The sequence below is a fragment of the Kitasatospora sp. NPDC059408 genome (assembly GCF_042751525.1).
Lineage (GTDB): Bacteria > Actinomycetota > Actinomycetes > Streptomycetales > Streptomycetaceae > Kitasatospora.
Window position 1 is genome coordinate 33,977 of record NZ_JBHYWI010000071.1, and the last position, 14,593, is coordinate 48,569.

The window sequence follows — 14,593 nt, forward strand, 5'->3', positions numbered from 1 at the left end:
AGCGCACCCGCCTCCGCTGCCCAGCCTGCGGCCGGGTACCGACCGGTGCAAGGAGTTCGGAGCCACCCCATAAACCTGGGGGTCTGAGGCGTCACAGGAAACGGGGCTCCCAGCCCTCGGCCGAGTCGGTGCGGACGAGCGCTGGTGATTCTCCCGTCCGTCCCGACCCGATCGACGCGATGACGGTGATCAAGGGAGTTGTGGAACGCGTCCCGGAGGCGCTGGAGGCTGCCGGGTCCGACGAGGTGCCGCCGTCTGGGGTGCTTGCCGCGGCCGTGCGCAAGGCGGTGCTGGACGAATTCCGTACGCGCGCCCAATTTGCCGGACGCCTCGCCGAAATCGACGCGCTGCTTCGGTCCCGCGCCGGAGACAGCCCCGAGGTGGTCGAGAGTGCGATGAGCGCACATCTGCGAGAACTGCGGCTGCTGCGAGTCACGGAACCAGAAGCAAGCGACCGGTTCGTAGTGACGGAGGGCGCGGGAGACGCTCTCGAGTTGCTGAGTCCGGCATACGTCGACGAGTTGACAGGGAAAGTCATTCTTGCGGGACAACTCCGGCGCGTCGCCGGCCCCGCTGCTACGGGGTGGGGAGAGGAAGCATGACGGCAGCCGGAATTGACTTCGGGACCGCCAACTCTGTCGCCGCACAGTGGAACGGCGAGTACGTCGAATTGCTGGAGATCGGCGGGCAAGGCCTGGACGCCAACTGGAGGCGCAGGGGCTTCGAGCTGCTCTACCCGTCGGTTGTCGGCACGAGTTCCCTGCGGCCGGGCACGCTATTCGGTTGGGAGGCGAAGCTCCGTTCTGAACAGGCCGTCGAGGCGTGCAAGCGGATGCTGCGGGAGGAACCGTTCGTCAAGCTGAGCGGTGAACGGTTCGCTGCGACCACCGCCGCGGCCGGCGTCTTCCACGCCATCGCCAGGGCCGCCGAGGAGGAAGCCGCCACCGAGATCCGCGAGGCCGTCATCACGGTGCCCGCCAACGCGACCGGCGCGGCCCGGTTCCGCACGCGCGAGGCAGCCCGTGCCGCCGGAATCACGGTCCGCACGCTGCTGAACGAACCGACGGCAGCTGCGATCGCTTACGCCCACGAGATGGAGGTCGACGGCGAGTTCCTGGTCTTCGACTGGGGCGGCGGCACGATGGACGCCACCCTGCTCCTGCACGACGACGGTTTCTTCGACGAAAAGGCGAGCCGAGGAGTGAGCCGCCTCGGCGGCCTGGAGATCGACGCTCGGCTGCGCAGCATGGTCCTCGACCGGGCGCCCGCTCGCGGGCGCTGGAGCGATTCAGAGAAGCGGATGTTCGCCCTTGACATTGAGCGAGCCAAGATCCTGCTCTCCCATCAAGAGTCGGTCGGCGTCCAGACGCCCGACGGTGCCCTCGTCGAGATCGGACAGGACGAGTTCTCCGAGGCCATCCAGGACCTCATCAGCCGTGCGCTCGATCCCGTGGAAGAATGCCTGGAGCAGGCTCGGATCGACCCCCGGGATCTCACTGCCGTACTGATGATCGGTGGCAGCAGCCAAATCCCAGCGGTACGCACCGCGGTCTCCGAAGCACTCGACTGCGAACTCGTCGACACCGCACTGTGCGACCCCATGACTGCGGTGGCCGAAGGAGCCGCGATCAGCGCGGCGGCCATGGACGGCGAGCTGAACAGCATCATCCGTGTGGTCAACACACACGCCCTCGGCACGATCACCAAGGACCGCGAGGGTCGGCGAGGATTCAGCGCCCTCATCGACCGGAACATGCGTCTGCCCCAGCAGCGCATGAAGTCATACGAACCGCACAAGGACAACGTCTCCCGCCTGACCGTGGAGGTCTGGGAGGGAGACCCGGACCGCGATGTAGACCACCCGGACAACGTCAAACTGGCTGACCTCGTCCTCACGTACCCCCGGCCGTTCACAGGCGAGGATAGGGTCTTCGATCTGGAGTACACCTACAGCAAGGAAGGACTGCTGACCGTCAAGGCGACCCTTCAGAAGACCGGAGAGGTCGTCCTCGACGGAGAAGTGAAGGTGTTCGGCGACGGGAACGTCCTGCCGGAGGTAAAGAAGGAACTCGACCGCCTACTCACCCTCGCCCCGGCCGCCCGGCCCGCCGCCACGCCGACCCACCCGAAGCAAGCCCGGCCCAACGACCAGGGGGACGGGGCACCCAAGCCCGCCCCGCCGCGTTCCTCACCTCGCACAACCTACGCAAGCACCGAAGCTCCGCCGCTCATCGTGGACGGCTCCAACCTTGCTTGGAACGGCCGGCCCCCACGCACAGCGGGCGGCAAACCGAGCTTCGCGGCACTGGAGGCGGCGATCCGGTCACTGCGGTTCAAGCATCCCGACCGCGACATTCACATTGTGGTCGACGCCACACTGCGCCACGACGTGTCCGCCGACGAGCGCCTCCAGGTTGAGGCTGCCATCGCCAACGGCGAGGTTGTGCAGCCCCCGGCCGGGACCGAGGGCCGGGGCGACGCACTGGTGATCAGCATCGCTGACGAGGTCAATGGGGTCATCATCTCCAACGACAACTTCGCCCCGTTCCAGAAGGCCAACCCTTGGCTCCGGAATACGGGGCGGGTCCTTGGAGCCACTCACTCCCAGGGGGTGTGGGTCTTCAATTGGCGCGTACCGAATCCGGCAGCACCCACCCGGCCGAGGTGACGCGCTGAGAGTGTCGCCGATGCAGTGGCGGGGGCCGTGGCCGAAGCTGCAGGAAGGCTCGGTCTCGCTGCGCCCGGCCTTCAGTGAGCATCCGGTGACGGGCGCACGCTTCGTCCATGACCGCATCGCGGCGGAGGGCGAGGAGGTCTGGTCCCTGCTCGAAGCCGGGGCCCAGGTCTACGTCCGCGGCGATGGCGCCCGCATGGCCCCGGCGTACGTGCCGCGTTCCGCGCCCTCCACCTGAGCCACACCTCCGACGTGCGGGAGGACAACGCCGAGACGTGGCTCCAGTCACTGATCGACGCCGACCGATACGTCCAGGACGTGTACGCCGCTCGCTGAGGCACGAGGCGCCCGCGCACGATGACTTCGACGGGGAGGTGAATGCGGGGGCGGTCGGCCGGGGACTTGTCGGTGGGGCTCGCTAGCGTTCGTCTCCTGATCATCAGTTCGAGGGGAGGGGCGGAGCTGTGCGGCGCTGGGAGTTCGTCGAGGGCGACTCGGACAAGTTCTGGGAGGCTGCGGTCGACGGTGCCGCGGTGACCGTGCGGTACGGGCGGTCCGGTACGAACGGGCGGGAGCAGGTCAAGGCGTTCCCGACCTTGGAGGAGGCGCAGACGCACTTCGCCAAGGTGGTCGCCGAGAAGGAGCGCAAGGGTTACCGCGAGATCGGTGCGGGGGCGGGTACGGAGCCGGGTGCAGCGGCGGATCCGGTCCCCGTGGCGCAGCCCGGTGTGTCCGCGCCCACGGCCGAGGCCGCCGGTCCCGAGGACGAGGACGTCTTCGTCATGCCGGACGCCTGGCGTCGGGCGCTGATCCCGCGCCGGGGCGGCATTCCCCGGAAGCCGTCCGCGCCGGGGAAGGAGCCGGTGAGCTCGTACCGAGACGGGCTGCGGCAGATGGGGGACTGGCTGGAGCAGACGCTCACCTCGGAGCGCAGTGACCCGGAGCTGGTCGCGGCCGCCCGTGCCCACCAGTCCGGCAGCCGGGACCCGCTCGGTGCGGCGGTGCTCGCCGCCGTGTTCTCGTACCGCAGCAACAACGGGATCTGCGTGGCCGTGGACGCCTGGGTGGCGGAGTTCGGCCTGCCGTTCGCGGCCAGGGCCACCGTCGAGCTGTTCACGACGGCTGTCGAGACCGACTGGATCCACCAGAGGTCCGTCCACCCCCGCGTCCGGCGCAGGGCCAACCAAAGGCACGGCGCATACCGCCCCGCCGCGGACCGGGTCCGGTCGCTGCTGGCAGCCTGCGACGACGAGACCCACCGCGCGGCGGTCGAGGCCCTGACGGACTGCCGCAACAGCCTGACCCGCCTGGTGGTGGCGGCGTACCTGGTGCCGTCCGAGACCGCCTGGGTCGAGGAGTGCGTCGCGTCGGGCTCCCGTCTGGCCGCCGTCGAGTGGTCGATGCTGCTGTGCTCGCTCTCCTCGGCGGAACCGCTGGCGAAGCTCCCCCCGCTGCCGAGCCTGGGCTATGACGGTTGGTCCACCGAGATCATCGCGACCGTGGCGGAGGGCCTCGGCGGCCACGCGGCACCGGTGATGCTGCACGACCTGGCCTCCAGCTACCACCACAAGGACGGCAGGAAGCGGATCCTGGACGCGCTCGCCGAGCTCCCCTCCGACGAGGGCTTCCGGGGGCTGCTGGCCCAGCAGGACGGCATCAAGTCCACCCGCGCCGCTCTCATGGCCGCTCTCCGCCGCTTCCCCCGGCGTGCCCTGCGCCTGCTCGCCGAGGCCGCGGTGGCCTCCACCGACCCGGCCACGCAGCAGCTCGCCCGGCAACTCCTCGCCAGCCACGTCGCCGTCCACCGCGCGACCGCACTCGAACTGCTACCGGAGCTGACGCCGGAGCAGGCGGCCCTGGTCGAGCCGCTCACCGACCTCGGCGAGCGGGTGCCGGAGGTCGGCCCCGACTCGCTGCCGGAGCTGTTCACCAGCCCGCCGTGGACGCGGCCGCGCTCCGCCGGCAAGCCCCGCGTGCTGACCGGCCTCAGCGCGCCGAAGGAACCGCAGATGCGGTGGCTGCCGGGTGAGCGCGAGGCATGGGCGGCGAACTCCGAGTCCTGGTACACGAGCTGGTCGGACGACGACTGGCAAAGGGTCGCGGCCACGATCCGGGCCAGGATCGGGCAACCCGAGGACGCGCGGCTGCGCGGCGGACAGCACACCGAGCTCGCGCTGTTCGCGTACGGCGACGAGGAGTTGGCCCGGCCCCTGCTCGCGCAGTGGCGCGCCGGTGAGCGCATCTGGCACTCCGGGGACTCCCTGCGCCGAGTCGCCGCCCGCTTCGGGACGGACGCCGTCGAACCGATCCGGGCCGCCGCGCTGGGGAACCCGGCCACGCACGCGCCCCTACTGCTTCCGTACCTGGACATCCGAGTGGCCGAGACCATGGCGGACTGGCTGGTTCGCCTCAAGTCGGCCGGGAGCACCGCGCGTTCCTGGTTCACCCGGCACGGCGTGGACGCGGCCCGACTGCTGGTGCCCGCCGCGCTCGGGAAGGCCGGGGCGGCCCGGCTCGGCGCCGAGCAGGCCCTGCGGGTGATCGCCGAGGCGCACGGCGCGGCGGCGGTGCGCGCGATGGCCGGCGCGTACGGGCCGAAGGCGGAGGAGGCCGTGAGCGCACTGCTTTCGGCCGACCCGCTGGTAACCGCGCTCCCGGCGAAGCTGCCCCCGCCCTGCGACTGGACGGAGCCGGTGATGCTGCCGCAGCTGCTGCTGCGCGGCGGCGAGGGCGCCCTGCCCGCCGAGGCCGTACGGCACGTGCTCACCATGCTCGCGCTATCCGCGCCCGGGGCGTTCTACCCGGGCCTCGACCAGGTGGTCTGGCTGTGCGAGCCGCGGTCGTTGACGGAATTCTGCTGGGCGGTGTTCGAGCAGTGGCGGCTGGCCGGCATGCCGGCCCAGGACGGCTGGGCGCTTCACGTACTCGGCCGGTTCGGTGACGACGATACGGTCCGCCGGCTGACGCCGGTGCTCTGCGCCTGGCCGGGCGAGGGAGCCCACCACCGTGCGGTGGACGGCCTGGAGGTGCTGGCCGCCATCGGCACCGACGTGGCCCTGCTGCACCTGCACGGCATCGCACAGCGGGTGAAGTTCAAGGCGCTCAAGACCCGGGCCCAGGAGAAGATCTCCGAGGTGGCAGCCGGTCTCGGCCTGACCGGGGAGCAGCTGTCCGACCGCCTGGTCCCGGACTTCGGGCTGGACGCCGACCGGACCACCGTCATCGACTACGGCACCCGGACTTTCACGGTCGGCTTCGACGAGCGGCTCAAGCCGTACGTGCTGAACGCGGCCGGCGCCCGCCGCAAGGACCTGCCCGCTCCGGGGGCGGGGGACGACGCCGAGCTGGCATCCGCCGAGCGCAAGCGCTTCGCCGCGCTGAAGAAGGATGTCCGCACGATGGCGGCGGACCAGATCCGCCGCCTGGAAGAGGCGATGGTCACCCAGCGCTCATGGACGGCACAGGAGTTCGACCAGCTCTTCGTCGGGCACCCGCTGCTGTGGCACCTGGTGCACCGCCTGGTGTGGCTGTCCGATACGGACGGCACGGTGACGGCGTTCCGCGTCGCCGAGGACCGCACCCTGGCGGACGTCCGGGACGAGGCGTTCGCGCTGCCGGCCACGGCCTCCGTCCGGCTGGCGCATCCGCTCCTGCTCGGCGACGGCCTCGCCGACTGGTCTGAGCTGTTCGCTGACCACGAGATCTTGCAGCCGTTTTGCCAGCTCGACCGCCCGGTGTACGCGCTGACCGACGAGGAACGGGCCGGCCACCGCCTCAGCCGCTTCGAGAACGGTCCGGTGCTGCCCACCACCCGGCTGGTCGGCATGGAACGGCGCGGCTGGCGGCGCGGCCAACCCCAGGACAACGGCGTCGAGCAGTGGCTGTCCCGCCGGGTCGGGTCCGACCTCTACGTGGTGATCGCTCCGGAGGAGGGCATCGCCGTCGGCATGTTCGACTCGTACCCCGAGCAGCGGGTGGAAACGGTTTGGCTCGACAGGCGCCCGGGCGACTACTGGACCCACAACCGCACCTTCCCGACCTTTGCCGAGCTCGACCCGGTGATCGCCTCCGAGGTGATCGCCGACCTCACCGAGCTGACCACGCTGTGACCCCTCGCCACCTCAGCGACGACCGCCCAGGAAGGGCCGCCGTGACCACGACCACCACCGGGGAGTAGCTCCAGCGACCGCTTGCCGAGGTCCGGTACGCCGAGGAGCTGGCCGCGCTGCGCGCCGAGGACCGCGACCACCGCCCGCCAGGCTGGGAGCTGAACCTGCGCGCGGCCCCCCGGTTCATCGTCAGCGACGAGACGGCCGGCATCGCCCGCAAGTTCGTCGGTAGCCCCGACGGTCCCGCGCATCACGCGCCCGACACCGAGCTTGCAGCACTCTTCGTCTGTCGTACTCGTGCTTCGAGTTCGGCTGGCAGGTACCAGCCCTCGATGGTGGGTGTCATGTAGAGGCGGGCCTTGAGGCTGAGGAGGAGGCGCCAGTGTTCCTGATCGGCTTGGGTCCAGGCGTCGGCGAAGGTCCGCCCGGTCTCGACCTCGACCCAGGCGGAGGGGCGTTGTGGGAGGGCGGCGAGGCGGCGGCGTTCGTCGACGAGGACTTCGAGGGCTTCGGCGTACTCGTCGTCGCCGCCGGGGTAGTCGAACAGGTTGCGGCGTTTCTCCTCGCACAGGTCCTTCATGGCCTGGGTGACGTGGTTGAGCTGCTGGGTGTGGTCCTCTCCGGGAATGAACCTGCGCACCGTCATCGCCAGCCCGGCCAAACGCTCCACCAATGCGGTGATCGCAACGGTGACGCGACCGCCCTTGACGGACTGGCCCTTGCAGGCGGGCTTGCCGGCCGTCTTCGCGCACCGGTAGTACTCGTAGATCCTTCCGTTCTTGGCGAGGTTCACCTGCCGGTAGAACCGATCCCCGCAGCGATCGCAGTGCGCAACGCCGATCCAGGGCGAGGCGCCGTTCGAGCACCGCTTCTGATGAGTGACTCTCAGTCTCTTTTCCCCCCATCGTTCCTCGCAGCTCTCCGTGTGGCGCCCCGGCATTTTGGGAATGAGCGGGTCCGCTATCACAGGGATTTTCGGACAATCGCGAGCTGACTTCACAGCAGAGGGAATGTCTCCATCGCAGGCCCCATGGCACCGCTGACCAGCGCCGCCACTCCTCTCCCATGGCACGTGGGGTGCACTTCCTTGCCCGTCGCCGCTGCGTGAGGGCGGAGAGGCGATTGTCCACTATGCACGCTGGAAGAACAGTTCGATTGCGGGACTCTAGGGTCAGAGTCCAGCCTTGATCAGCGCACGAGCCACGGGAGTGACTGCATTTTCCTGTGGGGCGAGAATTTAGCTTGGGGGGGATTTGATGGACGTCATGCAGGTCGCTGATGCGGGCGCGGCCGCGCTTGTGGTGGAGATGGCCAAGAGCACCTGGAGCACTGCCCGCGACGCGGTGGCCCGGTTCTTCGGCAGAGGCAGTGGGCAGGCAGAGGGTGCTGATGAGGTCGTCGAGCAGGAGCTGCGGCTCATCGACGAGGTACGTCGCCAACTGCTTGAGGGCCAGGGCCAGGAGGGCCTGGAGGGGCGGCTGCGGGGGCAGCTCACGATCCAGCTCGCTGCCCGTCTGCTCAAGCGCCCGGACGCGGCCGAGGCCCTCCAGGAGCTGATCGACCAAGTGGCGGCCGCCGAGGGCGGTCCGCAAGCCCGCACGAGCGTGCACCACAACACCAACAGCCAGGTCGTGATCGCCTCTGGTGCCATCAACGCCGGCGGCGGCATCCACTACCGGTCCCCGGAGTCAGGCCGGTGAGCGATCACACACCCACCGACGGCGCGGCGCAGGGACCTGCGACCGTGCTCCGCCCCGTCGAGGCGGTCGGCTTGCGAGTGTCGGTTCGTGGCAACACCGGCTCCCAGATCATCGTGGCGGGCGGCTCGGTCACCATGACGGCCAAGCCACTCCTGCCCGCGGCCGACGTCCCGGCTGCCGATCTCGACGCTGTGCGCCTGGCGTGGGTCGACGGTGTACTGACGGGTTCCGGCCAGCCCGTCGTGGCCGAGCTCGTCGCCCGACTCACCGGCGAAGGGCCCGCGCTCGCGGTCATCGACGGCGCAGCCGGTCTGGGGAAGCGCTCCGTCGGTCTGCGTGCCCTGTGGGAGGTGGCCCAGAAGGTCCGCGTCGACGGCGAAGAGCCGCTGGCCATACAGGAGGTCAGCCCCGACTGGGAAGACCCGGACTCCCCGGACGCCACCCTTCTGCCAGCCCAGCCCGGCACCGGCTACTTGCTGGACGTCGCCGCCGAGATGAGCGGATGGAGGAACCGCCAAACAGTGGCCGGGCAGTTGCTCGCCCATGCGCAGGCGTTGCGCGACGTGGGGTCGTTCCTGGTCGTCGTCACCGCTGAGTGCACATGGCCCGAGTCCTCCCCGGGACTGGCAACGGTTGTCACCCACGCCATCACCCGCCCGCCCGCCCTCGCTGTGGCCAGGAAGCACTTGGAGCTCCTGCATCGCAAGGCGGAGCGCCTGTACCTTCTCAACAGCTCGCCGGCGGGCGAGGCAGCCCACCTGCTGACCGCTGGCAGCTCTCCGGCCGACGCCGCCCGCCTGGCACGCCTGCTGGCTACGGCCGACGACTCGGCCGCAGGCGTGCGCACGGCCATCGACACCTTCCTGCAGTGGCGCCACCAGGTCCAGAAAGTCTTCGAGACGACCGATGACAACCCGGACGACCGAGCCCTGCTCATCGCCAGCGTCTTCCTCGACGGGCACGACGCCCTCTCGGTCCAGGACGCGGCCCGCGCCCTCCTGAAGGACAACCGGAAGACTGACGTGCGGACCATTCTGACTGGCCCTGACCTGAGGGCGCGACTGGAAAGCGTCGGGGCCCAGGTCCGCGGGCGGACCGTCTCCTTCGACTATCGGCCCGGATACACCCTCTCCGTCGTCCTGCACCTGTGGCAGCAACGCGCCGACATCCATCCCCACCTGCTGGAGTGGCTCGATGCCATGATCCAGCCCAAGCAGCCCGGCGCCGACCGGATCGCCGCCATCAGCGACCTGCTCGTAGCCCTGGCCACCACGGAGAACGACATCCGTGTCATCGACCGGTTCCACACCTGGATCGACTCCGGACCCGACAGCGCCGAACACCGCGACCTGATCGCACGCATCCTCGGCATCGCCGCCGAATCCGACCCGCTCGGCGCGACCGTGCGAGCGCGCCTGCTCGCCTGGGCGCAGGATCCCTCACCAGCCGTGGCCACCACCATCGCCAAGGTCTGCCAGGGCGCCTTCGCGGACCAGTACCCGCGCCAGGCACTCGTGCGGCTTCGGCATATTCTGGACCGGCCCGAGAAGGACGAGGCCGTGGCCACAGCGCAGGAGGCGCTGCGGGACATCGCCACGCGAGAAGGGCACCTGCCCCGGGTGTGGGCCACAGTCCTCAAGTGGGCCACCGAACGCAAGCACCTCGCCGGCCACCGGGCCTTCCTCGCCCTCTTGGACCCCACCACCGATACCCGCGTCCTGCAGGCCTTGCTGACCTCAGCCCAGAACGATACCGGTGTGAAGGAGGCCCTGGTCCGTGGCTGGAGCGCCGCCTTGGCCGACGACCGGGTGGTCGCCGAGAGCAAGCACCTGCTCACCGCCTGGGCCCAGGCCAAAAGCGCCGGGCTGGTCCCGCCGGACATCGTCGTCGAGGTGCTGCAGGACGTCGTCGTGCAGCACCTGTACTCCACCCCGGTCGCTGCCCTCATCTTCGGCGAGCCGGGAGTGCCCAACGACGAGGCGGTCATCAGCCTGCGCAAGGAGATCAGGCTCCCCCCGGCCCTGGCGGCAGCCCTCGACGGCGGCCACCCGCACATGGAGGCCTGAGCCGTGCCCTCGTCTTGGTGGACAGGGCACCGGGCACGCCGAAGAATCCGCCGCGAACTGCGGCGGATCGAGGCGAGGCTGCCGAGCTCCTGTCCGGGTATCGGTTTCACTACCCGGATCACCGCGACCGTGATCACTGGCCCGCCCTACCCGGACACCAGCGAAGCGATCGTCCTCGCGGTCCGCACCCTCCTGCGAAAGGCGGCCGCCGACCTCTCCCGCACGTGTGACCCCACCGACCCCGGGACAGCCCAGGACGCCTTGGAGCAGCACCTGCGCCAACGCCGCCGACTGGCGACCGAACCGCCGGTCGAATTCACCGCGACCCTCGACCTGTGTCTGTCCGCCGCCGACCAGAGCGCCGTCGAAGCACTGCTTGAAGCCCAGCGGGCCCAGGCCGTGGCTGACATCCTGCGCCGCCAGAGAACACAAGCGCTGGCTGCGGAGCTGGCCGACCCGGCGGCCGTCCTCGCACGGTGGGCTGACCAGGACCGCGCCGACTGGAGCAAACCGCCGCACAGCGAGGCCGAAAAGCTCTCAGCCGTCTTCGCGCAGTACCGGCCCGCCCACGAGCGGACACTCGACCACGAAGTGCTGGAGGTAGTGCGCGACTTCCTCGCCAGCTTCCCGCACCTGTCACAGAAACAAGTGCTGTACTCCTTCGTGGCCGGCGGCATGGACCACGCCGACCGCCCCCAGCACGCCGCGAAGGCCCGCGCACTCCTGAACGGTCATTCGGCACCGGCTCCGGACGGTGAAACGTGAACCGGCCCGGACAACGCCGCCGACGGCGCGGCAAAGACCCGTCGACGGGCACGACCATCCTGCGTGTCCTGCTGGCACCACGCACCAGTTGGCGGGCCTGGCGCCTGGTACGCGCTCTGCGGGGAAGCGTGTCGTTCGATGCGGCTTGGCGCCGTACCCGGCTCGCACAGCACCCCGACGAACTGCCCTACCTGCTGTCCGGTCACCAACGCCCGGCCGATGCCGACACCCCTGCGACCACGAACACGACACAGCGAGCGCCCAGGTCCACCGGACGGTAGTGGCGGGCTCCCTTGGCCGAGCCAAGGGAGCCCGCCAGGCTCGCACGTACCTAGTTGTACTGACCGCTGAGCTTGCTCAACCCCGGAAACCGCCACCTCCGCGCCCCACTCGCCTACACGCAGATCCGTTCGTGCTACCCGATCCTGGCCACGAGATCCTTGGGCAAGTACCAGCCTTCGATGGTGGGTGTCATGTAGAGGCGGGCCTTGAGGCCGAGGAGGAGTTGGCGGCGCCTTTCCTGGTCGGCTTGGGTCCAGGCGCCGGCGAAGGTCTCGCCGGTCACGACTTCCACCCAGGTGGAGGGGCGTTGTGGGAGGGCGGCGAGGCGGCGGCGTTCGTCGACGAGGACTTCGAGGGCTTCGGAGTACTCGTCGTCGCCGCCGGGGTAGTCGAACAGGTTGCGGCGCTTCTCCTCCCGGAGCTCGCGCATGGCCTGGGTGACGTGGTTGAGCTGCTCGGTGTGGTCCTCGCCGGGGATGAACCTGCGCACCGTCATCGCCAGCCCGGCCAACCGCTCCACCAGGGCCGTGATCGCGGCGGTGACGCGTTCGCCCTTGACGGACTGGCCCTTGCAGGCGGGCTTGCCCGCGGTCTTCGCGCACCGGTAGTACTCGTAGATCTTGCCGTTCTTGGCGAGGTTCACCTGCCGGTAGAACCGGTCCCCGCAGCGGTCGCAGTGCGGCACGCCAAGCCACGGCGAGGCGCCGTTCGAGCGCTCCTTGGTGACCGCGCGCTCGTCCATCGCCGCCTGGATCGCGGCCCACTGCTCGTCCGTGAACAGCGGCTTGGCCATGCGGATGGGCAGGCCCTTGGCGTCGCGGGCGATCTTGCGCGCCTTGACGGAGCGGCCGGTCAGTTTCAGGCCCATCGTCGCCGGCGAACGGAGGATTTTGCCCACGCTGGTGGGGTTCCAGTGGTTCGACGGCGGTGTCTTGCGCTTGCTCGTGTAGGTGTCGCCCTGGTTCTTGTACGCGTGGGTCGCCGGGGTGTCGAAGCCGGCGGCCTCCAGGGCGGTGGCGATCATCCACTGGCTCTGCTCCTCCAGCAGGAGCCTGCCCATGTAGCGCACGGCCTCGGAGGCGACCGGGTCCGGCTCCAGGGTGCGGCCACCGCCGGCTCGGTCGACGATCCGGTAGCCGTACGGCGGCTGCCCGCCCGCCCACCGGTCCGTCTTGCGCAGGTGCTTGTGGGCCGCGGTGACGCGGGCCTTGATCCGCTTGAGCTCCATCTCCGCGAAGATCGAGGCCAGCATCAGGAAGACCTTGGCCAGCTCGTTCCCGAACGACCGTTCCTGACCCTTGCGGTAGTCCAGGGTGATGCCGTCGTCCGTGAAGACCAGGACCTTGTGGTTCTCCTCCGCCCAGTGCGCCACGTCCGCGCAGTCCTTCGCGGATCGGAACGCCCGGTCGACCTTGGCCCACACCAACGCGTCCCACTCGCCCTGCCGCTCGGTCAGCCACGGCCCCAGGTCCGGGCGCTTCCACGGCGTGATCTCGGCGGAGACGTCCAGGTCCTCGAAGGACCCGATGATCTCCCACTCCTTCGAGAGCGCGTGCCGGGTCGCCGTCTCGGCCTGGATCAGGTGCGAGACCTTGCCCTCGTTGCCGTGCGTGTCCGAGACACGCGAACCCACCACTGCCCGAACCGGCGCCGAAGCCGTCATGATGCCCATGGGCATCCCCCTACCGCCCAGGCCAGCGGGCACCCTCGAACAGGCTGCGCTCGAACGGGTGGACCTTTTCCGAAAAGGCGTCTATCCGCTGGAGGATCGACCTCCAGGTCGCCACCCCCGGCCTCGCCGCCCGCGCCACCGACGCCCGCGTGGAGCGGGCCGACACCCACGCCGAGCGGTGGTCGGACCACGCGCCGGTGACGGTGGCGTACGACCACGACGTCTGACCGGACGCCCGGCAGGCCGCCCCGGCGCGGGACGTCCAGCGGCCCTCCACCCGGGCTGAAGTGCCGGCCCCGACACTCGCGGCGATGTCTCGGAAAGGGGTACCGCATGTCGGGCGAAGGAATCGTCAGGACTCGTCACACGATCAACGTGGCGGCCGAACCCAGCGCGGTGTACGGCCTGATCGCGAGGGCGGAGGACTGGCCGCACGTCTTCCCTCCCACGGTGCACGTGGAGCGGCTCGCCGTGGAGGGCGAATCGGAGCGGCTACGGCTCTGGGCGTTCGCGAACGGGGAGGTGCGGTCGTGGACCTCCCGGCGCGACCTGGACCGGCGCACGCTGCGCGTGAGGTTCCGTCAGGAGGTCTCGTCCGCGCCGGTCGCGTCGATGGGCGGCGAATGGATCATCGAGTCCGCGCCGGGCGGTAGCAGTGTCACACTGCTGCACGACTTCAGCGTCGTCGACGACGATCCGTCGGCCCGCGAGTGGGTGGCACGTGCCGTGGACACCAACAGCGACTCCGAGCTGGCCGCGCTCAAGGCCGCAGCCGAGTCGCTGGCCGCCGAACCGGGAGCCCTGCTGTCGTTCGCCGACCACGTCGACGTCGCGGGAGCGCGGGAGGAGGTCTACGACTTCCTCTGGCGGGCCGACCTGTGGAGCGAGCGGCTTCCGCACGTCAGCCGCCTCGTGCTCACCGAGCCCGGCGAGGGCCTTCAGGCCGTGGAGATGGACACCCGCACCGCCGACGGCTCCGTGCACACCACGAAGTCGGTGCGGGTGGGCTTCGGGCCGCAGCGGCTCGTGTACAAGCAGACCCAGGTGCCGCCGCTGATGTCCGCGCACACGGGCCGCTGGACCGTCGAGCCGTCCGAACACGGGGTACGCGCCACCTCGCACCACACGGTCGTGCTGCGGCCCGATCGGGTGCGGGACCTGCTGGGCCCGGACGCCACCCTCGACACGGCGCGCCGGCTGGTCCGCGACGCCCTCGGCAGGAACAGCACGGCCACCCTGGAGCTGGCCAAGGCGTCCGCCGAGCGGGCCGCCTCCCGCTGACCCCGGGTGAACGGCGAAGGGCGGGGCCCCGGAATCTCCGGGGC

Annotated in this window: 10 protein-coding genes and 1 pseudogene; 9 read left to right on the forward strand and 2 right to left on the reverse strand. The window is 70.1% G+C overall.

Annotated features, from left to right (window positions below; translation table 11 throughout):
* Positions 1-179: 179 nt before the first annotated feature.
* The 4 genes from ACFXDE_RS33900 (at position 180) to ACFXDE_RS33915 (ending at position 6,783) form a co-directional block, all read left to right on the forward strand.
* Positions 180-602 (forward strand): hypothetical protein, encoded by a 423-nt coding sequence (locus ACFXDE_RS33900; RefSeq protein ID WP_380498339.1) that lies wholly within the window; start codon positions 180-182, stop codon positions 600-602.
* Positions 599-2,668: an Hsp70 family protein gene (locus ACFXDE_RS33905; protein WP_380498340.1), complete on the forward strand. Its 2,070-nt coding sequence runs from the start codon at positions 599-601 to the stop codon at positions 2,666-2,668. The genes ACFXDE_RS33900 and ACFXDE_RS33905 overlap by 4 nt, the downstream gene beginning before the upstream one ends.
* 10 nt (positions 2,669-2,678) lie before the next feature.
* Positions 2,679-2,912, forward strand: coding sequence for a hypothetical protein (locus ACFXDE_RS33910; protein ID WP_380498341.1), 234 nt, complete (start codon positions 2,679-2,681; stop codon positions 2,910-2,912).
* A 226-nt stretch (positions 2,913-3,138) separates the two neighbouring features.
* The gene (locus tag ACFXDE_RS33915) at positions 3,139-6,783 is read left to right on the forward strand and encodes a DUF4132 domain-containing protein (protein WP_380498342.1); all 3,645 of its coding nucleotides are present in this window, start codon (positions 3,139-3,141) and stop codon (positions 6,781-6,783) included.
* A 250-nt stretch (positions 6,784-7,033) separates the two neighbouring features.
* Here ACFXDE_RS33915 and ACFXDE_RS33920 read toward each other — a convergent pair whose 3' ends face one another.
* The gene (locus tag ACFXDE_RS33920; RefSeq protein ID WP_380498343.1) at positions 7,034-7,576 is read right to left on the reverse strand and encodes a hypothetical protein; all 543 of its coding nucleotides are present in this window, start codon (positions 7,574-7,576) and stop codon (positions 7,034-7,036) included.
* A gap of 463 nt (positions 7,577-8,039) precedes the next feature.
* Between ACFXDE_RS33920 and ACFXDE_RS33925 the strand changes: the two genes are divergently transcribed.
* The 3 genes from ACFXDE_RS33925 to ACFXDE_RS33935 all read left to right on the forward strand — a co-directional run bounded on the left by ACFXDE_RS33925 (position 8,040) and on the right by ACFXDE_RS33935 (position 11,314).
* On the forward strand, positions 8,040-8,483 hold the full coding sequence (locus ACFXDE_RS33925; RefSeq protein ID WP_380498344.1) for a hypothetical protein: 444 nt from the start codon (positions 8,040-8,042) through the stop codon (positions 8,481-8,483).
* Positions 8,480-10,549 carry a hypothetical protein gene (locus ACFXDE_RS33930; RefSeq protein WP_380498345.1) on the forward strand — a complete coding sequence of 690 codons (2,070 nt, stop codon included), beginning with the start codon at positions 8,480-8,482 and terminating at the stop codon, positions 10,547-10,549. The genes ACFXDE_RS33925 and ACFXDE_RS33930 overlap by 4 nt, the downstream gene beginning before the upstream one ends.
* Positions 10,550-10,678: 129 nt before the next feature.
* The gene (locus tag ACFXDE_RS33935) at positions 10,679-11,314 is read left to right on the forward strand and encodes a hypothetical protein (protein WP_380498346.1); all 636 of its coding nucleotides are present in this window, start codon (positions 10,679-10,681) and stop codon (positions 11,312-11,314) included.
* A gap of 415 nt (positions 11,315-11,729) precedes the next feature.
* Here the strand turns inward: ACFXDE_RS33935 and ACFXDE_RS33940 are convergent, their stop codons facing one another.
* Positions 11,730-13,232: a recombinase family protein gene (locus tag ACFXDE_RS33940; RefSeq protein ID WP_380498347.1), complete on the reverse strand. Its 1,503-nt coding sequence runs from the start codon at positions 13,230-13,232 to the stop codon at positions 11,730-11,732.
* 125 nt (positions 13,233-13,357) lie between these two features.
* Here ACFXDE_RS33940 and ACFXDE_RS33945 point away from each other — a divergent pair.
* Together ACFXDE_RS33945 and ACFXDE_RS33950 are read left to right on the forward strand one after the other, a co-directional pair.
* Positions 13,358-13,495 (forward strand): annotated as a pseudogene (locus tag ACFXDE_RS33945) (exodeoxyribonuclease III); the annotation flags it as partial.
* Positions 13,496-13,601: 106 nt separating this feature from the next.
* Positions 13,602-14,549 (forward strand): aromatase/cyclase, encoded by a 948-nt coding sequence (locus ACFXDE_RS33950; protein WP_380498348.1) that lies wholly within the window; start codon positions 13,602-13,604, stop codon positions 14,547-14,549.
* Positions 14,550-14,593 lie beyond the last annotated feature (44 nt).